Below are 18784 nucleotides of genomic sequence, written 5' to 3'. Positions count from 1 at the left end.
ATCACTCCGGGTGAGTCGTTGAATCGTTTGCTTTGACCGCGTCGTCGTTCGTGCGGTTCCCGATGCGGCTGTCGGTGGACGCGGTATTTGCGGGTCTATCGCCCGCGCTCTCGGCATCGGTGGCAGGCAGCGGGATCGAGCTGACTTCCAGCACGGGCTCACCCCGTTCGGTCACCGGCACGGCAATCACCTCGCCGCGCAGGTCGACATCCTTGGCGCTCAACTCGAACAGCAGGTTGACCCCTTCGTCGCGGTGCTTGACCCGGGCCACACCGCGCGGGTCGCGGCCATCCACCCAGGCCTTGCTCTTGCCCCAGTAATGCCCAAGCTGGTTGCGCACGACGTGAACTTCCTGACTCACCGAATCCATCTCCCTGGCTGGTATGTGGGCAGCGCAGTGTAATCAAGCTCGCCCCCTCCGGCCAGCGTCCACCCCCTGTTCGGCGGCGCGGGCAGTTTCAGTCGAGCAGGAAGTCCTTGGCTTCATTGATCTTGGCGGCCAGGTAATCGTTGCCGCCGCGGTCCGGGTGCAGTTTCTGCATCAGGCGGCGGTGGGCGGCGATGATTTCCTCGCGACTGGCTTCCTCCCCCAATCCCAGCACCGCCAGGGCCTCGGCCCGGGTCAGGCCGCCGGCCCGGTCGCCAGCCCCCGGCGGTGGTTCGCTGTCCTCGAATGAGGCCCCGGGAAAGCGCTGTTGCAGGTAGCTGTCCAGCAGTTGCAGGGCCTCGCTGTCCTGGTTCGTGCAGTAGCGCCGGAGCTCCTCGAGCTGTTCGCGGCCCATCTCCGCCAGCTGCCAGTCGCGCCAGGGGCCCTGCAGCACTTCACCGCTCAGCTCGCCGCTGTCGTGGTCCAGGTGCATGCGCAGGGTTGCCGTCTCCACGGTCGACTGAGCGCTGCCACTGCCGCTGCTGGCGCCGACATGCTTGTGGCGCAGCGAGGCGAGCATGGGAAAGTAGCGAATCAGCAGGGGTAGCAATTGGCGCAGTCCGACCAGCAGGCCCGTGAGTGCGGCGCCGACCCAGTGCATGCGCCCGGTCAGAGTGAGGTAGACCACTACCACTACGGTGACGGCGAGCCCGAGCTTCAGGTACTCGCCGCGCCGCTTGTGCGGGGGGAGGGAGCGGGCGCGCAAGAACAGGATATACAGTGCAATGGCAATCGCCAGCAGGAGCAGAAGTCTCGGCACGCGGGCCCTCAGTGCGGCAGTTGTTGAAGCAGCAGTTTAGCACCTTCACTGGTGTGGCTTTCCAGGGCCTTGCGGCCGCCCGCCGCGTAGCGCGCGACAGCGCCCAGCAACTCTGCCAGCCTTGCGGCACTGCGCTGGTCGAAACGGGCCCAGGCGCCGCCACTGAGGCGGGCCATGCTCTGGAAGGTGTCGCGAACTCGCGGGTCGTCGCCTTCCTGAAACAGGAACAGGGGGAGTTTCAGCAGGCCCAGTTCACCCGCGAGCTGGCACAGGTCATCCGGGGATTCTTCCAGAGCATCGCCGATGAAGACCAGTGCCCGCAGGGGTGTCTTGCGGTGCTCTGCCCGTGCGTGACGCAGCAGGCGGGCGATCTGGGTGTGGCCGCCCTCGCAGTGAACCCGGGCCATGGCGGCGGCCAGTGCCCCGGTGTCCTGCAACCAGCCGGTGGCCTGGAATTCGTGAAAACCGCGGTAGTAGCAAAGCTGCACGGCGAGGGACGTGTCGGATCCCACGGCGCGGAACATGTCGGCCTGGAGCTGGCGAGCGAGTTTCCAGGTGGGCTGGCGACTGGCGGTGGCGTCCACCGCAAAGAGAAGGCGGGGCTGCCGGCGCGCGACCGTGGCGATGGCGCGGTGTTTGCCGAGGAAGGCCTGGACCTCGCCGGGGCCCGCGATACGTGAGGGGGGTCTGCTCATCTACCCTGGCGTGGCTCCCCCGGGGCATTGAGCTGGTTCAGCTCGCGCAGGTAGCGGCGGCGCTGGGTCAGTTCCTGGACCGCGCGGCGGGAACAGGCATCGCGCTGACGGTCGTCGGACTGCACCACAATCTGCCACAGCTTGCGACTGCTCAGCTCGCGGGGATCAAAGGCTGTATTCTGCTGGTTCATCTGCTTGCTCACTTTTCGATTCCGATGCTATCAGACCGGTCTGACGCCGTCATGTTCCGTCGCGATCAGCTCTTGTCCGGCCGCGCCCAGTGTCTCAGCTGGCTGTGACAGATTTGTGATGCTGATGCCGGGCCCATCGGGCAGGGGGGCGCGATCCTACAGGCCCCAGTTGTTGCGGCAGCGGCGAGGTGGCTATACTTGTGACATGAGCCTCTTTGATATTCGCAAAAAGCACGCCCTCCCGGACGCCGAAACGGCGCTGCCCGGTCGGGAACAAGCCATCCGGGTGCCGGAACAGCATCTGGTCAACGGCCATCGCCTGCGCGGGCCGTTTCCCGAAGGCCTGGAGCAGGCGGTATTCGGCATGGGCTGCTTCTGGGGGGTTGAGCGCCTGTTCTGGCAGCTGCCCGGCGTCTACACGACGGCGGCGGGTTACGCCGGCGGCCTCACCCCCAACCCGACCTACGAAGAAGTCTGCAGTGGCCGTACCGGGCACGCTGAAGTGGTGCTGGTGGTTTATGATCCCGCCAGGATCGCCTACACCGATCTCTTGCAGCAATTCTGGGAAGGTCACGATCCCACCCAGGGCATGCGACAAGGCAATGACCTGGGCACCCAGTATCGTTCGGTGATCCACGCCTTCAGCGATGCCCAGTTGGATGAGGCCCTGGCCAGTCGCGAGGCCTTCCAGCAGTCGCTCCACGTCGCCGGCTACGGGGCGATTACCACGGAAATCCTGCCCGCGCCGCCGTTTTACTACGCCGAGGACTACCACCAGCAATATCTCGCCCGCAACCCCGGCGGCTACTGTGGTCTCGCGGGTACCGGCGTGAGTTGTCCCATCGGTCTCGCCCTCTCCTAAAACCTTTCCCGGCGAATGTTGCTTGCCGGCAGCCCCGTTCAGTGCTTGAATACTAACGATCCTTAGTCTGGGCCGGAGGGTTCAGGCCGCTGGGCCTGCCCGGTTCACTCCGATAACGATAACAAGGGGTGGTTGGTGATGACGATGCTGTTCAAGGCGGGTAGCTGCGCGTGTCTTCTGGGGGCCCTTGCGGCTGGTGCGATGCCGGCAATGGTTCGCGCCCAGGGGCTGGTGCTGGAAGAAGTGGTGGTGACGGCGCGCAAGCGCGCGGAAAGCCTACAGGAAACGCCGCTGGCGGTGACCGCGCTGGATGCCGAGGCACTGCGGGATGCCAATGTGCGCAATCTGGCCGACCTCAACAAGCTGGCGCCGAATATCGATGTGGTGGAAGCCAACGGCTCGGCGCCGATTGCCAGTGTGTATATCCGCGGGGTGGGTCAGCGCAATACCGGGGAGAACATCGACTCCGGCGTCGGCATCTACATCGACGACATCTACCTATCGCGACCGGATGGCGCCCTGCTGGACCTCAATGACATCCAGTCGGTGCAGGTCCTGCGCGGCCCCCAGGGCACGCTGTTTGGCAAGAACACCACCGGTGGCGCGCTGGTCTTCACCACCAACCGCCCGGTGGATGTGCTCGAGGCCCAGCTTGGGGTCAGGGTAGGGAATTACGACCGCCGGGATGCCGACTTTGTCCTCAATATTCCCCTCGGCGAGCGGCTGGCGACGCGGATTTCCGGCGTCTCCCGCCAGCGCGACGGGCACATCCGCAACCTGATCGATGGCGAGGACTACATGGATGAGGACCGGCAGAGCCTCATCTGGCAAACGCGCTGGTGGGCCACCCCCGATCTGGTTGTCGATCTGAACCTCAACTGGGCCGAGACCGACCAGACCATGCGCCCGCAAAAGTGTCGTGTAGTCGAAGGCGCGCGCGGCTGGCAGGCAGCACTCTTCGATGCCCTGGCCATCGGCCCGGCCACCGGGCGCACCACGGCGGACTTCTGTCGCGATGCCGCGGAGGCGGGGGGCGGTGACCCGCGCAAGGTGCTCTCGGACCTGGGCGGTGATTATCAGGCGGAGAACCGAGGCGCCTCCCTGGTTGCCGAGTGGGCGATCAACGACGACCTGTCCCTGAAGAGTGTGACTGGCTGGCGCTATACCGAAGCGGCGCAGAACGATGAGCTGGACCACACCGCCATCCCCTTTCTGCACCGGACCAACACCGTGCACCCCCGGGGTGGCCCTGGCGAGTCAGACCAGTACACGCAGGAATTCCAGTTGATCGGCAGCGCGGTCGACGAGCGCCTGCAATACGTGGCCGGCCTGTACTGGTTCCGCGAGGAGAGCGATGGTCGCGAGACCGCCAACTACCTCGGCCCCTTTGATCCGGCGCTTGCCAACCTGTTTTTCCTGAATACTTCGGCGTCTGAACTGGCGACCGAGAACGAGGCGCGGGCAGCTTTCGCCCAGTTGGAGTGGGAGTTCACCGCCAACTGGCGCACCACACTGGGCTTGCGTTATACGGAAGAGGACCGCGAGCTGCGGCGCACCCGCTATATCCCGGACCCGGCAACCCTGGATGCCAGTGGAGGCCCGGTCACAGCGCTCGGGGGCGGCCTATACGCGGTGCAGCGTCCGGGTTTCGTCTACAACCCGGCCTTCGGGTTTCTGGTCGACGATATCGCCAGTGGCGAGACCTCCGACAGTGACGTCTCGCCCATGGCCAGCATCCAGTACCTGCTGGACCCCGGCGACTGGATCGACCAGGGCAGCCTCTACCTGACCTGGAGCGAGGGCTTTCTCTCGGGTGGTTTGTCGGAAGCTCCCAGTGGCCAGCTGGAAATCTTCCAGCCGGAAGAGGTGGAGAACTGGGAGCTGGGCTTCAAGCTGGATTTGCTGGACCGCCGCCTGCGCCTGAACGGGGCGCTGTTCTACAGCGACTACACCAACCGTCAGCTGACCACGCTGGTCATCAACCCGGAGGTCAGTTCACCCTCGCCGGCCACCATCAATGCCGCCGAGTCGACGATCCAGGGTTTTGAGCTGGAGACCAGCTGGCTGCCCGTGCCCAACCTGCTGGTGGGCTTCAACGCCACCTTCACCGATGGCGATATCCAGGAATTCATGGATCAACAGATCACCATCGCCGACAGCAGCGTGCCCCCGGGCCCGGGTTGTGTTCGCGCCAATCTGACCATTCTGGAGGTGGATTCCTGCCCCAACGACCGTTCCTCGGAGAACCTGCCGCGACTGGCCGAGCAGTCCTTTCTACTCTCTGTGCAGTACCACTGGGAAACGCCGATTGGCCAGGTCACGCCGCGGCTGCAGGCCAGCCTGAAAAAGGATATCGAGTTCTGCTTCGATGCACTCAGCTGCCAGACCGGCCTGTGGCTGGAGGACGAGCAGTTTGATCTCAGTGCCCGGCTGGGCTGGACGTCCCTGGATCAGCGCTGGAGTGCGGCGCTGTACGGCAGCAATCTCACCGATGAGACCTACCTGGTGGGCGGGACGGCGCTGGTGGAGTCCTCCGGGACCGGGGGCTACGCGGTGAACCCGCCACGCATGTATGGCCTGGATCTGCGTTATCACTTCGGTCGCTAGCGCGGGGCACCAACCGGGTGATGGCCTGTGCAATGGGCCGCTGTGGTGGCAGCCTACGTGGCAGCGCTCAGTTAAGCAGCCGCCCCAGCAGCACGCCGACGGCGTTTTCCACCCGCAGGATGCGCGGCCCGAGGGATACCTGTCGACAGCCCGCCGCCAGCAGTTTTTCCACCTCCCAGGCGATGAAGCCGCCCTCCGGGCCCACCACCAGCAGGCGGGGCCGCGACTCTCCGCCGGTGGGGCAGGGGGGCGCTTCACCGGGATGCGCCAGCAGGCCTTCCCGGCCCGCGATCAGCCCGGGCAACTGGTCCTCGACAAAGGGGCGGAAGCGCCGGTGCAGGCTCAGGTGGGGCAAGCGGGTGTCCCGCGCCTGCTCGGCCCCCTGCAGGAAGTAGTCGCGAATCGTATCCTGCTGCAGCACCGGTGTCTGCCAGTAGCTCTTTTCCACCCGGTAGCTGTGGATCAGGTGCAGTTCCTCGACCCCGAACTCGGCGGCGCTGCGCAGCAGGCGGCGCAGCATCTTTGGACGCGGCAGGGCGACTACCAGGATGACCGGCAGGCGCGGCGGCGGTGGCTGATCCAGTGTGACCTGTAGCAGGGCGTGGTCGTCTTCCAGACCGAGGATCTCGGCCCTGCCCAGCTGGCCGTTGATTTCACCCACCCGCAGGCTGTCCCCCGGGCCGGCCCGGTGAACCTCGCGCAGGTGCTGGAGCTGTCGACCCGTGACGCGCAACTGGCCCGCGTCATCGCAGGCGCCGGGCTGGAACAGCAGGACGTTCATCGGGCGCGTGTCTAGCCGGCCCAGAGGTCGTATTCGTCGGCAGCGGTGACCTCGGCCTCGACGAAATCCCCGGGTTGCAGGTCAGTCACGCCGTCCAGGTAGACCTTGCCGTCGATTTCCGGGGCATCGGCGGTGGAGCGGCCGATGGCGCCTTCCTCATCGACTTCATCAATCAGAATCTCGATGCGCTGACCGATCTTGGCCTGCAACTTGTCGGCACTGATCTGCTGCTGGAGGGCCATGAAACGCTCCCAGCGCTCCTGCTTGACCTCTTCCGGCACCGGGTCAGGCAGCTCGTTGGCGGGGGCACCGGCGACCGGGGAGTACTGGAAGCAGCCGACGCGGTCGAGCTGTGCTTCCTCGAGGAAGTCCAGTGACTGCTGGAACTCCGCCTCGGTCTCGCCGGGGAAGCCGACGATGAAGGTGCTGCGCAGGGTGATCTCGGGGCAGATCTCCCGCCAGCGGCGAATCCGCTCCAGGGACTTTTCCGCCGCCGCGGGGCGCTTCATGCGCTTGAGCACCGAAGGGCTGCCGTGCTGGAAGGGGATGTCCAGGTAGGGCAGGATCTTGCCCTCGGCCATCAGCGGCACGATGTGGTCGACGTGGGGGTAGGGGTAGACGTAGTGCAGGCGCACCCAGATGCCCAGCTCGCCGAGTCCCTCGCAGAGGGCCTGCATGCTGGTTTTCATCGGCCGGCCGTTCCAGAAACCGGTGCGGTATTTGAGGTCAACGCCGTAGGCACTGGTGTCCTGGGAGATCACCAGCAGCTCGCGGACGCCGGCGCGTACCAGGCCTTCGGCTTCGCTCATGACCTCGCCAATCGGGTGGCTGACCAGGTCCCCGCGCATTTGCGGGATGATACAGAAGCTGCAGCGGTGGTTGCAGCCCTCGGAAATCTTCAGGTAGGCGTAGTGGCGCGGCGTGAGCTTCACCCCCTGGGGCGGTACCAGGTCGACGTAGGGGTCGTGAGTCGGTGCGTGGGGCACATACTGGTGTACTGCGCCAACGACCTCCTCGTAGGCCGCCGGCCCGGTGACGCTGAGCACTTTCGGGTGCAGCTGGCGAATGGTTTCGGCATCGTTGCCCTTGCCCATGCAGCCGGTCACGATAACCTTGCCGTTTTCGCTGATCGCCTCGCCGATGGCATCCAGGGATTCCTGCTTGGCGCTGTCGATAAAGCCGCAGGTATTGACCACCAACAGCTCGGCATCCTGGTAGCTGGGGACAATCTCGTAGCCGTCCAGCTTCAGCTGGGTGAGAATACGCTCGGAATCGACGAGGGCCTTGGGGCAGCCGAGGCTGACGAAGCCGACCTTGTTGCTGGACATGGGAATACCTGTGGGTGCGGGGCGGATTGATCAAAAGGTCGCCGATTATACAGGTCGCCGGGACCGGAAAGAACCAGAGGAGTGAGACAGTCATGTTGACCGCGAGTGAGCTAATGCGCCGGCCGGACGCCATTGTCCTCGATTGCCGCTTCAGTCTCGCCGACCCCGGTGCCGGTGAGCAGGCCTGGCGCGAGGGGCATATTCCGGGCGCCCATTACCTGCACCTGGAGCGTGACCTCTCGGGCCCTGTGGCGACACACGGCGGTCGGCACCCCCTGCCCGACCCCGCAGCCCTGGCGACTCGACTGGCGGCCCTGGGCATCGGTCGCGACAGCGAGGTGGTGGTTTACGACGACCAGCGCTTCGCCTTTGCGGCGCGCTGCTGGTGGCTGCTGCGTGCCCTCGGCTACCGCCCGCCGGCACTGCTGGACGGTGGCTATGCTGCCTGGCTGGCGGCTGGGGGGGCGGTGGAGAGCGCTGCCGCAGCCTCCGCTGACACAGCGACCCGTGCCTGTGCGGTGCCGGCGGTCGAGGATTATCGAGGGGTGTGTGACCGGGAGCAACTGATAGCGCTTCAGGCACAGTCAGCCACGCTGGTGGATGCCCGGGAGGAGCGGCGTTACCTGGGGCTGGAGGAGCCCATCGATCCGGTGGCCGGGCATATTCCCGGGGCGCTCAACCGACCCTGGCAGGCAGTTACCGACGCCGCGGGCTTCCTGCGCAGTGACGCCGAGCTGCGTGCGCACTTTGGGGAGTTGTTGGAGCGGAAACCGCTGGTGGCTTACTGCGGCTCGGGGGTGACCGCCTGCGTGAACCTGTATGCGCTGGATCGCCTGGGTCGCGGCGACGCCCTGTTGTACCCGGGCAGCTGGTCGGACTGGTGCAGTTACCTGGATTCAGAAGGGGGCGGGTGAGCTGCCCTCCAGCCACTCGTCGGTGACCGGGTGACGCAGACCCAGCCGGGTGGCGTGCAGCATCAAGCGCGGCGCCATGCGAAAGGCCTCGGCGTGGGCGTACATGTCGCAGCCCAGGATCGGGTGGCCCAGCTCGCGCATGTGGATGCGCAGCTGGTGAGAGCGTCCCGTTACCGGCATCAATTGCATCCGGCTGTAGTTGCCGTGGCTCTCCAGCAGTTCGTACCAGGTCAGGGCCGCCTTGCCCTGCTGGTGACAGACCTTCTGCAGTGGTCGCCGTGGCCAGTCGGCGATCAGGGGCAGGTCGACCTGCCCCTCGGCTGTGGCGGGTACGCCGAATACCAGGGCCTCGTAGGTCTTGAACACCTCGCGCTGCTGGAATTGCCGGCTGATCTCGGCATGCGCTTCGCGGCTCAGTGGCACCACCATGATGCCCGAGGTATCCAGGTCCAGCCGGTGCACGATGCTGGCCGTGGGGTGGGTTTGCTGCAGGCGGCTGATCAGGCTGTCATGGTTGCGCGGGTGACGGCCGGGTACGCTCAGCAGCAGGTCGGGTTTGCGCACCAACAGCAGGTGTTCGTCCTCGTGGAGGATCTCGATCGGCTCGCGGCTGTGGGGCACCAGGTAGGGTGTGGCTTCGATATGCATGGAGAGCAATGGTAATGACAATCGACAGGCTGCAACAGCGTCTGCGCAAGATTCTTCCGGGAGCACGGCTGGAGCCGGTGTCGCTTGACGCACCCCGTGCCCTCGATCTCTGGTTGTTGAATGCAGACTACCCCCAGGGCGAGCTGACAGCGGAGCAGGCGGCGCGGGTCATGGACAACCCGCTCTACTGGGTTTTCTGCTGGGCCTCCGGGCAGGTCCTGGCGCGCTGGTTGCTGGAGCACCCGGACTGGGTACGCGGCCGCCGGGTGCTGGATTTTGGCTGCGGATCGGGGGTGGTGGCGATCGCCGCCGCGCTGGCCGGGGCGGACGAAGTGCTCGCCTGCGATATCGACCCCGACGCCCTGGATGCGACGGCCGCCAATGCGGCGCTGAACGGCGTCGAGCTGGAGCTGGTCGCGGATTTCGCCGATGTAACGGGGCCGGTGGACCTGCTGATTGCCGCCGATGTGCTCTACGACCGCGCCAACCTGGGCTGGCTGGAACGCTTCCGCCAGCGGGCGGACCGGGTACTGCTGGCGGATTCTCGGGTGAAGGACTTCAGTGAGCCGGGCTATCGCCAGCTCGCTGCGCGGGAGTCCTGTACCCTGCCGGACCTGGATGAATCCGTCACCTTTCGGGACGTGCGGATTTATCTCGGGTCCGGCGCGTCCTTGCCCAGGGCGCGCTGATAGGCGGCGATGGTGCGCGGCAGGCCCAGGCTGAGGGCGTCCACGGTCAGGGCGTGACCGATCGAGACCTCCAGCAGCCCCGGTATCGCGCTGGCGAAGGGCGGCAGGTTGTGCAGGTCGAGGTCGTGCCCCGCATTGATGCCCAGGCCCGCATCCAGGGCCGCCTCGGCGGCTGTCGCGAACTGCCTCAAAACGGCGTCCACATCCTCCCCACTGGCATGCGCACGGGCCCAGGCCTCGGTGTAGAGCTCGATGCGGTCCGCGCCCACCTGCGCCGCCAGACGAATCTGTTCCGGGTCCGGATCCATGAACAGGCTGGTGCGGATACCCAGGGACTTCAGTTCTTCCACCAGCGGGGCGACACGGTCGCCCTCGCGTTGCAGATCGAAGCCGTGGTCCGAGGTCAGCTGCTGGTCGCCGTCGGGGACCAGGGTGCACTGGGCGGGGCGGATTTCACGCACCAGTTGCATAAAGCCGGGGTAGTCGCCAACGCCCGCGCGGTCGCTGCGCCGGGGGCCGGCCATCGGGTTACCCTCGATGTTGAACTCCACCTCGAGCATGGCTGCCAGGTCAAAGCAGTCGCTGGCGCGGATGTGCCGCTGGTCCGGCCGCGGATGTACCGTGATGCCGTCGGCACCGGCGTCGATGCAGAGGCGGGCGTGGTGGGGAATATCCGGGTTGCGGGTATCCCGGGAGTTGCGGATCAGGGCGATCTTGTTGAGGTTGACGCTGAGAGCGATCATCACAGGCCCACGCGTTCAATGCTGCGAATGATCACCGGCTCTACCGGCACGTTGGCGTGCCCCTCGACCTCTGCGGTCGGGCTGGTGGCAATGTAGTCGACAATCGACATACCCGCCACGACTTCGCCAAAGACGGTATAACCCTCGCGACCCGGGGTCCAGTCCAGCTGCAGGTTATCCCGCTGGTTGATGAAGAACTGGGCGGTGGCGGAGTCCGGATCATTCATCCGCGCCATGGCAATGGTGCCCCGGGTGTTGTGCAGGCGGTTGCGCGATTCGTTCTGGATCGGCGTGCCGGTGGGCTTCTCAGTCATGTCGGGTAGCAGGCCGCCGCCCTGGATCATGAAGTCGGGAATCACCCGGTGGAAAATGGTGCCCTGGTAATGCCCCGCCTCGACATATTCGAGGAAGTTGGCGACCGTGACCGGCGCCTTGTCCGGCAGCAGGCGCAGGGTGATATCGCCCTCGTCGGTACGGATGACCACCAGCGGGTAGGGCTGGCTGGTCTCGCTGGCGTGGGTGGGTAGGGTGAATGTTGCCAGTAGCAATAGTCCCAGCAGGAATCGACGACGCATGCAGAGTTCTCCGGTTCAGGCCCAGCCGTCGTAGCGGCGGCGCTTGGGCCACAGCCGCGGAACGACCAGGGTGATGATGACGCCCAGCAGGACCGCGAGGGAGCCGTCCATGAAGGTATTGGTGCGCAGGCTATCCTGAAGGCGCAGGTTCTCCGCCGCCAGGACGTCCACCTGGGAGCGCAGCTTCTCGGCCTCCTCCGCCAGCCGCCGGTTGTCGGCATCGAGCTGCAGCGATTTGCCGGAAATTTGCCGCAGTTGGGCCAGTTCCTCCATCACCGCCCGCAGGGTCTCTTCGCCGTCCGCCCCCTCCCGGGGCAGGTTGCCCCACAGCGCATGCATCTCGGCCACCTCATCGGCCAGACGCTTGTTTTCAGACTCCAGTTGAGCGACCTGTTGCTGTGCCTCGGCGAGCTGCACCGAGGCCGGGGGCTCCTCCATCAAAAACCGCTCCGGCATCCAGCCACGGGTACCGTCCTCCAGTGTCACCGCCATCCACTCGCCGTCGGCGGAGCGTTCGCCCGCCTGGACCGGCGTGCCGGACGCCAGGCCGCGATGCACGACGTCGTGCTCATCGCCGGCGCCGCTGCGGACCTGTACATACAGGGTGTCGCGGACATAGCGGGTATCTTGCGCGGCGCTGGGCAGCGCCACCAGGGCGGTGAGCAGGGCGCATAAAAATGGCAGGCGCACGTGGAGAGTCCTCGTCAATGGAAGGGGGATATCGGGCATGCTCAGGGCAGCACGCGCTTGTAGGGTTTGACCACGACCCGGCGGAACACGCCGGCATCGACATAGGGATCGGCGTCCGCCCAGGCGGTGGCGGCCTCCAGGCTGTCGAACTCGGCGATGATCAGGCTGCCGGTAAAGCCCGCGTCGCCCGGGTCCTCGGTATCCAGGGCCGGGTGCGGGCCCGCAACCAGGAGGCGCCCCTCGTCGACCAGCGCCTGGATCCGGGCCAGATGGGCGGGGCGCGCCTGCTGACGCAAGGGCAGGCTGTTGTCGACATCGTCGCAGAGTATCGCGTAAAGCATGAATCGGGTCCTGTCAGGAGTCGCTGGCGGTATCTTCCTTGAGATGCGGAGCCACCAGCCAGGCAGTCAATACGGTGAGGAGCAGGGTGAAGCCGATCGCCGAATACAGCTTGTAGCTGACCCAGTCGGCTTCGCTCCAGGTGTAGGCAACCACCAGGTTGAGGGTGCCGACGATGGCAAAGTGCGCTGTCCACAGCAGGTTCAGGCGCAGCCACACAGACTTTGGCAACTGTATCTGCCCGCCGAGGGTGCGCTCCATCAGGTTGCGCTGGCCGATGAACTGCGAGGCGCCGAAGACCAGGGCCAGGGCCCAGTTGAAAATGGTCGGCTTCCACTGGATGAACAGTTCATTGCGCAACAGCAGGGTGGCGGCGCCGAAAGCGAGTACCGCCACGCCAGTCCACAGGCTGCGCTTGTCGAGCTTGTGGTTCACTGCGAAGGTGATCAGCAGCTGCAGGAGAGTGGCCAGCATGAGCACGGCAGTGGCGCTGAAAATGCCGTCGATCGTGTGTTGCCAGTCGCCCAGGCTGATGGTGTCGCCGTCCATCTGGTAGACGATGAAAAACAGAGCAATGGGAATGAATTCGGCAAGTTGTTTCATGGCAGACCTGTTGGAGCCCCGTGTTACCATGCCGCTTTGCCCGCAGGAGGCCGCGGTGCACCGCCGGCAGGACGGGCGGTAGCCCGCCAGTGTAGTGCACAGCGGGAAGCAGAGCAAAGCGGAGACGCTAACATCGTGCTTGTCGATTTCCACACCCATACCACCGCTTCGGACGGTGCGCTGTCACCCGCGGACCTGGTGCAGCGCGCCCTTGCGCGCGGCGTGAGCCAGCTGGCGATTACCGATCACGACACCGTGGCGGGCTACCGCGCGGCCGCGGCAAGCCGCGCGCTTGCGACCGGTGACCTGCACCTGGTGCCCGGGGTGGAGCTGTCCTGCCAATGGTCGGGGGTCAACGTGCACGTGGTTGGCCTGAACCTGGATGTCGATCATCCGGTGCTGGCCGCGGGTCTGTCCCGGCAGGCGGAGGCGCGTCTGGAGCGGGCCGCGGTGATTGCCCGGCGGCTCGAGAAACTGGGCCTGCCTGGCGCCCTGGAGGGGGCCCGTGCGGCCGCCGGCGACAGCCAGATCGGCCGGCCGCACTTCGCTGCCTGGATGGTCGCGCAGGGCCACGTGGCGGAGCCCTCGGTGGCCTTCGACCGCTACCTGGGTCGCGGCAAGCCGGGGGACGTAAAGGCCTTCTGGCCGGTCCTGGAGGAGGTGGTCGGCTGGATCGTCGCCGCAGGCGGCGTGGCCGTGTTGGCGCACCCCTTGAAATACCGCTTGACCCGCACCCGGCTGGAGCGTCTGACCGCGGATTTTCGCGCTGCCGGCGGTGGTGCGGTGGAAGTGCTCAGTGGACGCCAGTTGCCCAACGAAGGGCGCGAGTTGCGCGAGCTGACCAGGCGGCAACAGCTGGCGGTCTCACTGGGCAGTGATTTTCATCAGGAACAGTCGTGGGCTGCCGACCTTGGTGTCGAGCCCCGCCATCTGGAGGGGCTGCGGGGCGTCTGGGAACGCTGGCAGGCCCCCGAGCAGGAGAGTTGTACATGAGTCAGTTTTTCCAGATCCACCCCGAGACGCCCCAGGCCCGCCTGGTGCGCCAGGCGGTGGACATCATCCGCCAGGGTGGGGTGGTGGTCTATCCCACCGATTCCGCCTATGCACTGGGCTGCCACCTGGGCGACAAGCAGGCGGTGGACCGTATTCGCCGCATCCGGCGCCTGGATGACCGCCACAACTTTACCCTGGTCTGCCGGGACCTCTCGGAGATCGGCACTTACGCCCGGGTCAACAACACCGACTTTCGCCTGCTCAAGAACAACACCCCCGGACCCTATACCTTCATTCTCCAGGCCACGTCGGAAGTTCCGCGGCGCCTGCAGCAGGCCAAGCGCAAGACGGTGGGGGTGCGCGTGCCGGACAATGCCATTACCCAGGCGCTGCTGGCCGAGCTGGGAGAGCCGCTGATGAGCGTGACCCTGATTCTCCCGGGCGACGACCTGCCGCTGACCGACCCCTGGGATATCCGCAACCTGCTCGAACACCAGGTGGATCTGATTATCGACGGTGGTTTCTGTGGCCTGGAGCCGACCACCGTGGTGGATCTGGCGGGTGACGTTCCCGAGATCACCCGCGAGGGCAAGGGAGACGTGGCGCCCTTCCTGCCCTGAGGGGTATACTGCGCGAATTATGACCACAGGCAGCTCCGTGACCGATTCCTCCGCTTCCAACGCCGCCCGCCCCGAGCAGGGCGAGATGCCCTTTGCGGTGGTCATGGGCAAGGCGATCACCGAGCTGCCCAAGGACCTGTACATACCGCCCCAGGCGCTCGAGGTCTTTCTCGAGGCCTTCGAGGGGCCGCTGGACCTGCTGCTTTACCTGATCCGTCGCCAGAACCTGGATATTCTGGAAATCGACGTCTCGGAAATCACCGAGCAGTACATGCGCTACGTCGAGTTGATGGACGCGCTGCAGTTCGAGCTGGCGGCGGAGTACCTGCTGATGGCGGCCATGCTGGCGGAGATCAAGTCGCGCATGCTGTTGCCGCGCTCCGAGATGGTCGACGACGAGGAAGAGGACCCGCGAGCGCAGTTGATCCGGCGCCTGCAGGAATACGAGCGCTACAAGAAGGCCGCCGAGGATATCGACGAGCTGCCCAGGCTGGGGCGGGATACCTGGGCGGGCAGTGCGGAGCCGCCGGATCTGGAGCGCGCCAGGCCGCACCCGGAGGTGGAGATGCGCGAGCTGCTGCTGGCACTGAGTGAAGTGCTGCGCCGGGCCGACATGTTCGAGAGCCACCACATCCAGCGCGAGGCCCTGTCCACGCGCGAGCGCATGTCCGAGGTGTTGGAGCGCCTGGTGGGACGCCAGTTTGTACCCTTCGTATCCCTGTTTTCCGAGCGGGAAGGGCGCCTCGGGGTGGTAGTGACCTTCCTCGCGGTTCTCGAGCTGATCAAGGAGTCGCTGGTGGAAATCGTGCAGACCGAGTCCTTCGGTCCCATTCACGTCAAGGCAAGGGTGGAGTAGATGCCCCCCGAACAGGACAGCAGCACGCTGGTGCAGATTGTCGAGGGCGCACTGCTGGCGGCCGGGAAGCCCCTGGCCGTGCAGCAGCTGGCGGAGCTTTTCGAAGAGGCGGAGCGCCCCTCCAATGGCGATATCCGGGAAGCCCTGGCGGCGGTGAGTGAGCGCTGCGCCGGGCGTGGCTTCGAACTGGTGGAAGTCGCCAGTGGCTACCGCTTCCAGGTGCGCCAGTCCCTGGCACCCTGGGTGGGGCGGCTGTGGCAGGAGCGCCCCCAGAAGTACTCGCGGGCGCTGCTCGAGACCCTGGCACTGATCGCCTATCGACAGCCGATTACCCGCGGCGAGATCGAGGAGATTCGCGGCGTGGCCGTCAGTTCCAACATCATCAAGACCCTCCAGGAGCGCGAGTGGGTGCGGGTCGTGGGGCACCGCGATGTCCCCGGCCGCCCGGCGATGTACGCCACCACGCGGCAGTTCCTGGATTATTTCAACCTGCGCAACCTCGATCAGTTGCCCCCCCTGGCGGAGATACGTGACCTGGAAACCCTGAATGCCGAACTCGGCTTTGCCGATGCCGCCGCAGCCCAAGCCGAGGCTGCCGTTAGCGGGCAGCCTGACGCTGAGTCCTCTCTGGGGGACAGTGAACTGACCGAGCCGACTCCCGACAGTGCGGACGAGGAGGCTTTCGCTGCCGGGGAGAGCCCTGCGGATACTGCTCACCCCGAATCGGGAGCGAAGCATTGAGCCGCCGTCATGTCACACCCGCCGGCGCCGAAGCCGCGGATAGCGGGTCGCGCCAACAGCCCGGGGAAAAGCTGCAAAAAGTGCTGGCGCGGACCGGCCTTGGTTCCCGTCGTGAGATGGAGCGCTGGATCGAGGAAGGCCGGGTCAGTGTCGACGGGCATCCGGCCACACTGGGTGACCGGGTGGATGAGCGCGCGCGTATTGCCATCGACGGCAAGCCCCTGGAGCGGGCGCCGGCGCGGGAAACCCGCTGCATTCTCTATCACAAGCCGACCGGGGAAGTGTGCAGCCGCCGCGATCCCCAGGGTCGACGCACCGTGTTCGAGCGACTGCCAAAGCTGAAGAAAGGACGCTGGATTTCCATCGGTCGCCTGGACTACAACACCTCGGGCCTGCTGCTGTTCACCACCGACGGCGAGCTGGCCAACTCCCTGATGCATCCGTCGGCCAATATCGAGCGAGAATACCTGGTGCGGGTGATGGGCCAGGTGGAGCCCGAGATGCTTGAGCGCCTGGTCAACGGGGTCGAGCTGGAGGATGGCGTGGCCCGCTTCACCGACATCCAGGACGGCGGTGGCGACGGCATCAATCACTGGTTCTACGTGGTGATCATGGAGGGGCGCAACCGCGAGGTGCGCCGGCTCTGGGAATCCCAGGGGCTGACGGTTTCCCGTCTCAAGCGTGTGCGTTACGGCGAGGTGTTCATTCCCTCCCGGGTCAAGCAGGGCCAGTGGACCGAGCTCGACCCCAAGGAGGTGAAGAGCCTCTACCGCATGGCCGGCCTCAAGGAGAAAAAGTTGCAGCGGGGCTCGGTCAAGGAAAAAGAGGTGATGGAGCGCCAGTTTGCCAAGCGCAAGGCGCCGGCCGCTGCCGGCCGCCGCAGCACCTCGCGTCCGAAGGCGGGCGGGCCACGCCGACGCGGTTAGCCGCACCGCCCACTGGGGCCCGGCAATCTGTACCAGCGGCGGTCTTCTCGCCGCCGCACTTCTGCTTTTCCCCCGGATCTTCTACGCTTTGCTGTCGATCGGTCAGCAATAACAAGGAGAGCGAGTATGGCGGAATCGGCAGAGCTTCAGGTTATCAGCACGGACGTGGTGTTCGGCGAGGGCCCGCGCTGGCGCGAGGGCTGGCTGTACTTTTCCGACATGCGCGGTGGCGCGGTCAAGCGCATCCGCCCCGATGGCTTGCAGGAGGTGGTCTTCAGCGTGCCCGGGCGCCCCTCGGGGCTCGGCTGGCTGCCCGATGGTACCCTCCTTTTGGTGTCGATGAACGACCACCGCTTGTTGCGCTATCGCGATGGGTCGCTGCAGGAAGTCGCCGACCTTTCCCCCTGGTGCACCGGTGCCGCCAACGACATGGTGGTCGATCGCCACGGGCACGCCTTCGTCGGCAATATGGGCTTCGATTATGAAAAAGGCGAGGCCATGCGCGCGGCCGTGCTGTTGCGGGCCGACCCCGACGGTCGGGTCACGGTGGCGGCGGAGGATCTGATCTGCCCCAATGGCATGGCGATCACCGCGGATGGGCGCACGCTGGTGGTCGGGCAGAGCGGTTCCCGCGAGCTGGCCGCCTTCGACCTCGCCGAAGACGGCTCCCTGTCCAACCGCCAGGTCTATGCCACGCTGCCCGAGGGGGCGGTTAGCGACGGCCTGTGCCTGGATGCGCGGGACAACGTCTGGGTGGCTTCGCCGATGACCCACGAGTTTCTGCACATGCAGCGGGGCTCCGAGACTGTCCTGCAGCGGATCGGCACGGGTGCCCGCCACGCCATCGCCTGTATGCTGGGCGGCGATGACCGGCGCACCCTGTTCTGCATGACGGCCGCGTCGCTGCATGTTTCTGGCGAGCCCGCCGAGATAGACGGTCGGGTGGAGAGTGTCCGGGTGGCGGAACCCGGGGCGGGCTGGCCCTAAACCGGAGCGTTCGGTCTCCCCGGCCCCGTGGGGCGCTGAAGGCCCGGTTGCTACTGCGCGTCCAGGGCCTGGCCGGTCACCCCGATGCTGTCGTCACCCATCAGGTAGAGGTAGGCGGGCAGGATCTCGTCCGGGGAGGGGTTGCGTGTTGGCTCCTCCGCCGGGTACGCACTGCGCCGCATGGCAGTATTGGTGGCGCCGGGGTTGAGGCTGTTGACCCGAACCCGCGAGGTATTCTCCAGCTCGTCCGCCAGTACCTGCATCAGCCCTTCGGTGGCGAACTTCGACACCGCATAGGCCCCCCAGTAGGCGCGCCCCCGGCGCCCCACGCCGGAGGAGGTAAACACCACCGAGGCCTGGGGTGCCTGCTCCAGCAGTGGCAGCAGGGTGCGCGTGAGCAGAAAGGCGGCGTTCACATTGACCTGCATGACCTCCTGCCAGGCCGACAAGCTGCTGTTGGCAATTGGCCGCCGCTCGCCCAGCAGACTGGCGTTGTGCAGCAGGCCGTCGAGCCGTCCGAAGGTCTCGCCGATGGCGCTGGCCAGTTGTTCGCAGTCCTGCTCGGTCGCCTTGGTCAGGTCCAGGGGAAACAGTGCCGGCTGGGCGCCGCCAGCACTCTCGATGGCGTCGTAGACGGCTTCCAGTTTTTCCACCGTGCGGCCCAGCAGAATCAGCGTCGCGCCGCGGGCGGCGAAGGCGAGGGCGGCGGCGCGGCCGATGCCGTCGCCGGCACCGGTGACCAAAATCACCTTGTCGCGGAGCAGGTCGTCGGGAGCTTGGTAGTCCTGGGGGCGCATGCGGGCGTCTCC

The 18784-nt window shown here is 66.1% G+C and carries 23 protein-coding genes; 10 read left to right on the top strand and 13 right to left on the bottom strand.

Going from position 1 to position 18784, the window contains the following annotated elements:
* Nucleotide 1: 1 nt before the first annotated feature.
* The 4 genes from ACYVGS_RS15890 to ACYVGS_RS15875 form a co-directional block, all read right to left on the bottom strand.
* Nucleotides 2-361, bottom strand: coding sequence for a hypothetical protein (locus tag ACYVGS_RS15890; protein WP_460589664.1), 360 nt, complete (start codon nucleotides 359-361; stop codon nucleotides 2-4).
* A 97-nt stretch (nucleotides 362-458) separates the two neighbouring features.
* Nucleotides 459-1187, bottom strand: a complete 729-nt coding sequence (locus ACYVGS_RS15885) for a J domain-containing protein (protein ID WP_460589663.1) — start codon at nucleotides 1185-1187, stop codon at nucleotides 459-461.
* Nucleotides 1188-1195: 8 nt separating this feature from the next.
* Nucleotides 1196-1882, bottom strand: a complete 687-nt coding sequence (locus ACYVGS_RS15880; protein ID WP_460589662.1) for a VWA domain-containing protein — start codon at nucleotides 1880-1882, stop codon at nucleotides 1196-1198.
* Complete coding sequence (locus ACYVGS_RS15875) at nucleotides 1879-2085, bottom strand: hypothetical protein (RefSeq protein ID WP_460589661.1); 207 nt, start codon at nucleotides 2083-2085, stop codon at nucleotides 1879-1881. Before ACYVGS_RS15875 ends, ACYVGS_RS15880 begins: the two co-directional genes overlap by 4 nt.
* 193 nt (nucleotides 2086-2278) lie before the next feature.
* Here ACYVGS_RS15875 and msrA point away from each other — a divergent pair, with 193 nt between their 5' ends.
* Both msrA and ACYVGS_RS15865 read left to right on the top strand, forming a co-directional pair.
* The gene (gene msrA / locus ACYVGS_RS15870; RefSeq protein ID WP_460589660.1) at nucleotides 2279-2935 is read left to right on the top strand and encodes a peptide-methionine (S)-S-oxide reductase; all 657 of its coding nucleotides are present in this window, start codon (nucleotides 2279-2281) and stop codon (nucleotides 2933-2935) included.
* A gap of 201 nt (nucleotides 2936-3136) precedes the next feature.
* On the top strand, nucleotides 3137-5542 hold the full coding sequence (locus ACYVGS_RS15865) for a TonB-dependent receptor (protein ID WP_460589659.1): 2406 nt from the start codon (nucleotides 3137-3139) through the stop codon (nucleotides 5540-5542).
* Nucleotides 5543-5609: 67 nt separating this feature from the next.
* Here ACYVGS_RS15865 and ACYVGS_RS15860 read toward each other — a convergent pair whose 3' ends face one another.
* Both ACYVGS_RS15860 and rimO read right to left on the bottom strand, forming a co-directional pair.
* Nucleotides 5610-6323: a 16S rRNA (uracil(1498)-N(3))-methyltransferase gene (locus ACYVGS_RS15860; protein WP_460589658.1), complete on the bottom strand. Its 714-nt coding sequence runs from the start codon at nucleotides 6321-6323 to the stop codon at nucleotides 5610-5612.
* 11 nt (nucleotides 6324-6334) lie between these two features.
* Nucleotides 6335-7651, bottom strand: coding sequence for a ribosomal protein S12 methylthiotransferase (gene rimO, locus ACYVGS_RS15855; RefSeq protein WP_460589657.1), 1317 nt, complete (start codon nucleotides 7649-7651; stop codon nucleotides 6335-6337).
* A 92-nt stretch (nucleotides 7652-7743) separates the two neighbouring features.
* On the opposite strand from rimO, the gene ACYVGS_RS15850 reads away from it, so the two are divergent.
* On the top strand, nucleotides 7744-8565 hold the full coding sequence (locus tag ACYVGS_RS15850; protein WP_460589656.1) for a sulfurtransferase: 822 nt from the start codon (nucleotides 7744-7746) through the stop codon (nucleotides 8563-8565).
* Here ACYVGS_RS15850 and ACYVGS_RS15845 read toward each other — a convergent pair.
* The gene (locus ACYVGS_RS15845) at nucleotides 8548-9234 is read right to left on the bottom strand and encodes a pseudouridine synthase (protein WP_460589655.1); all 687 of its coding nucleotides are present in this window, start codon (nucleotides 9232-9234) and stop codon (nucleotides 8548-8550) included. The genes ACYVGS_RS15850 and ACYVGS_RS15845 overlap by 18 nt on opposite strands.
* Here ACYVGS_RS15845 and ACYVGS_RS15840 point away from each other — a divergent pair.
* Entirely contained in the window at nucleotides 9228-9902 is a 675-nt protein-coding gene (locus ACYVGS_RS15840; protein ID WP_460589654.1) for a class I SAM-dependent methyltransferase, read from the top strand. The genes ACYVGS_RS15845 and ACYVGS_RS15840 overlap by 7 nt on opposite strands.
* Here ACYVGS_RS15840 and ACYVGS_RS15835 read toward each other — a convergent pair.
* From ACYVGS_RS15835 to ACYVGS_RS15815, 5 genes are read right to left on the bottom strand one after another with little or no spacing between them, the layout of a single operon-like run.
* Complete coding sequence (locus tag ACYVGS_RS15835) at nucleotides 9863-10645, bottom strand: pyridoxine 5'-phosphate synthase (RefSeq protein ID WP_460589653.1); 783 nt, start codon at nucleotides 10643-10645, stop codon at nucleotides 9863-9865. The genes ACYVGS_RS15840 and ACYVGS_RS15835 overlap by 40 nt on opposite strands.
* Nucleotides 10645-11220 carry a peptidylprolyl isomerase gene (locus ACYVGS_RS15830; protein WP_460589652.1) on the bottom strand — a complete coding sequence of 192 codons (576 nt, stop codon included), beginning with the start codon at nucleotides 11218-11220 and terminating at the stop codon, nucleotides 10645-10647. The genes ACYVGS_RS15835 and ACYVGS_RS15830 overlap by 1 nt, the downstream gene beginning before the upstream one ends.
* Before the next feature lie 15 nt (nucleotides 11221-11235).
* Nucleotides 11236-11910 carry a TIGR04211 family SH3 domain-containing protein gene (locus ACYVGS_RS15825; RefSeq protein ID WP_460589651.1) on the bottom strand — a complete coding sequence of 225 codons (675 nt, stop codon included), beginning with the start codon at nucleotides 11908-11910 and terminating at the stop codon, nucleotides 11236-11238.
* A 41-nt stretch (nucleotides 11911-11951) separates the two neighbouring features.
* The gene (locus ACYVGS_RS15820; protein ID WP_460589650.1) at nucleotides 11952-12251 is read right to left on the bottom strand and encodes a YciI family protein; all 300 of its coding nucleotides are present in this window, start codon (nucleotides 12249-12251) and stop codon (nucleotides 11952-11954) included.
* 13 nt (nucleotides 12252-12264) lie between these two features.
* Nucleotides 12265-12852, bottom strand: coding sequence for an inner membrane-spanning protein YciB (locus ACYVGS_RS15815; protein ID WP_460589649.1), 588 nt, complete (start codon nucleotides 12850-12852; stop codon nucleotides 12265-12267).
* 135 nt (nucleotides 12853-12987) lie between these two features.
* Between ACYVGS_RS15815 and ACYVGS_RS15810 the strand changes: the two genes are divergently transcribed.
* From ACYVGS_RS15810 to ACYVGS_RS15785, 6 genes are all read left to right on the top strand, one after another.
* Nucleotides 12988-13845 carry a PHP domain-containing protein gene (locus ACYVGS_RS15810; protein WP_460589648.1) on the top strand — a complete coding sequence of 286 codons (858 nt, stop codon included), beginning with the start codon at nucleotides 12988-12990 and terminating at the stop codon, nucleotides 13843-13845.
* Nucleotides 13842-14465 carry an L-threonylcarbamoyladenylate synthase gene (locus ACYVGS_RS15805; protein ID WP_460589647.1) on the top strand — a complete coding sequence of 208 codons (624 nt, stop codon included), beginning with the start codon at nucleotides 13842-13844 and terminating at the stop codon, nucleotides 14463-14465. Before ACYVGS_RS15810 ends, ACYVGS_RS15805 begins: the two co-directional genes overlap by 4 nt.
* Before the next feature lie 85 nt (nucleotides 14466-14550).
* Entirely contained in the window at nucleotides 14551-15321 is a 771-nt protein-coding gene (locus ACYVGS_RS15800) for a segregation and condensation protein A (RefSeq protein WP_460589687.1), read from the top strand.
* Nucleotides 15322-16062 (top strand): SMC-Scp complex subunit ScpB, encoded by a 741-nt coding sequence (gene scpB, locus ACYVGS_RS15795; RefSeq protein WP_460589646.1) that lies wholly within the window; start codon nucleotides 15322-15324, stop codon nucleotides 16060-16062.
* Nucleotides 16059-16988: a pseudouridine synthase gene (rluB, locus tag ACYVGS_RS15790; RefSeq protein WP_460589645.1), complete on the top strand. Its 930-nt coding sequence runs from the start codon at nucleotides 16059-16061 to the stop codon at nucleotides 16986-16988. Before scpB ends, rluB begins: the two co-directional genes overlap by 4 nt.
* Before the next feature lie 126 nt (nucleotides 16989-17114).
* Nucleotides 17115-17975: an SMP-30/gluconolactonase/LRE family protein gene (locus tag ACYVGS_RS15785; RefSeq protein WP_460589644.1), complete on the top strand. Its 861-nt coding sequence runs from the start codon at nucleotides 17115-17117 to the stop codon at nucleotides 17973-17975.
* Nucleotides 17976-18025: 50 nt separating this feature from the next.
* Here the strand turns inward: ACYVGS_RS15785 and ACYVGS_RS15780 are convergent, their stop codons facing one another.
* Nucleotides 18026-18772 carry an NAD(P)-dependent oxidoreductase gene (locus ACYVGS_RS15780; RefSeq protein WP_460589643.1) on the bottom strand — a complete coding sequence of 249 codons (747 nt, stop codon included), beginning with the start codon at nucleotides 18770-18772 and terminating at the stop codon, nucleotides 18026-18028.
* Nucleotides 18773-18784: the final 12 nt, after the last annotated feature.

It is taken from the genome of Haliea atlantica, from assembly GCF_054779855.1.
This window is presented reverse-complemented; position numbering and strand designations above follow the sequence as displayed.

Coding starts and splice junctions, on each gene's coding strand:
- ACYVGS_RS15880 (WP_460589662.1), bottom strand. CDS start 1,882: ATGAGCAGACCCCCCTCACGTATCGCGGGCCCCGGCGAGGTCCAGGCC.
- msrA (WP_460589660.1), top strand. CDS start 2,279: ATGAGCCTCTTTGATATTCGCAAAAAGCACGCCCTCCCGGACGCCGAA.
- ACYVGS_RS15865 (WP_460589659.1), top strand. CDS start 3,137: ATGCCGGCAATGGTTCGCGCCCAGGGGCTGGTGCTGGAAGAAGTGGTG.
- ACYVGS_RS15860 (WP_460589658.1), bottom strand. CDS start 6,323: ATGAACGTCCTGCTGTTCCAGCCCGGCGCCTGCGATGACGCGGGCCAG.
- rimO (WP_460589657.1), bottom strand. CDS start 7,651: ATGTCCAGCAACAAGGTCGGCTTCGTCAGCCTCGGCTGCCCCAAGGCC.
- ACYVGS_RS15850 (WP_460589656.1), top strand. CDS start 7,744: ATGTTGACCGCGAGTGAGCTAATGCGCCGGCCGGACGCCATTGTCCTC.
- ACYVGS_RS15840 (WP_460589654.1), top strand. CDS start 9,228: ATGACAATCGACAGGCTGCAACAGCGTCTGCGCAAGATTCTTCCGGGA.
- ACYVGS_RS15835 (WP_460589653.1), bottom strand. CDS start 10,645: ATGATCGCTCTCAGCGTCAACCTCAACAAGATCGCCCTGATCCGCAAC.
- ACYVGS_RS15830 (WP_460589652.1), bottom strand. CDS start 11,220: ATGCGTCGTCGATTCCTGCTGGGACTATTGCTACTGGCAACATTCACC.
- ACYVGS_RS15820 (WP_460589650.1), bottom strand. CDS start 12,251: ATGCTTTACGCGATACTCTGCGACGATGTCGACAACAGCCTGCCCTTG.
- ACYVGS_RS15815 (WP_460589649.1), bottom strand. CDS start 12,852: ATGAAACAACTTGCCGAATTCATTCCCATTGCTCTGTTTTTCATCGTC.
- ACYVGS_RS15805 (WP_460589647.1), top strand. CDS start 13,842: ATGAGTCAGTTTTTCCAGATCCACCCCGAGACGCCCCAGGCCCGCCTG.
- ACYVGS_RS15800 (WP_460589687.1), top strand. CDS start 14,551: ATGCCCTTTGCGGTGGTCATGGGCAAGGCGATCACCGAGCTGCCCAAG.
- scpB (WP_460589646.1), top strand. CDS start 15,322: ATGCCCCCCGAACAGGACAGCAGCACGCTGGTGCAGATTGTCGAGGGC.
- ACYVGS_RS15785 (WP_460589644.1), top strand. CDS start 17,115: ATGGCGGAATCGGCAGAGCTTCAGGTTATCAGCACGGACGTGGTGTTC.
- ACYVGS_RS15780 (WP_460589643.1), bottom strand. CDS start 18,772: ATGCGCCCCCAGGACTACCAAGCTCCCGACGACCTGCTCCGCGACAAG.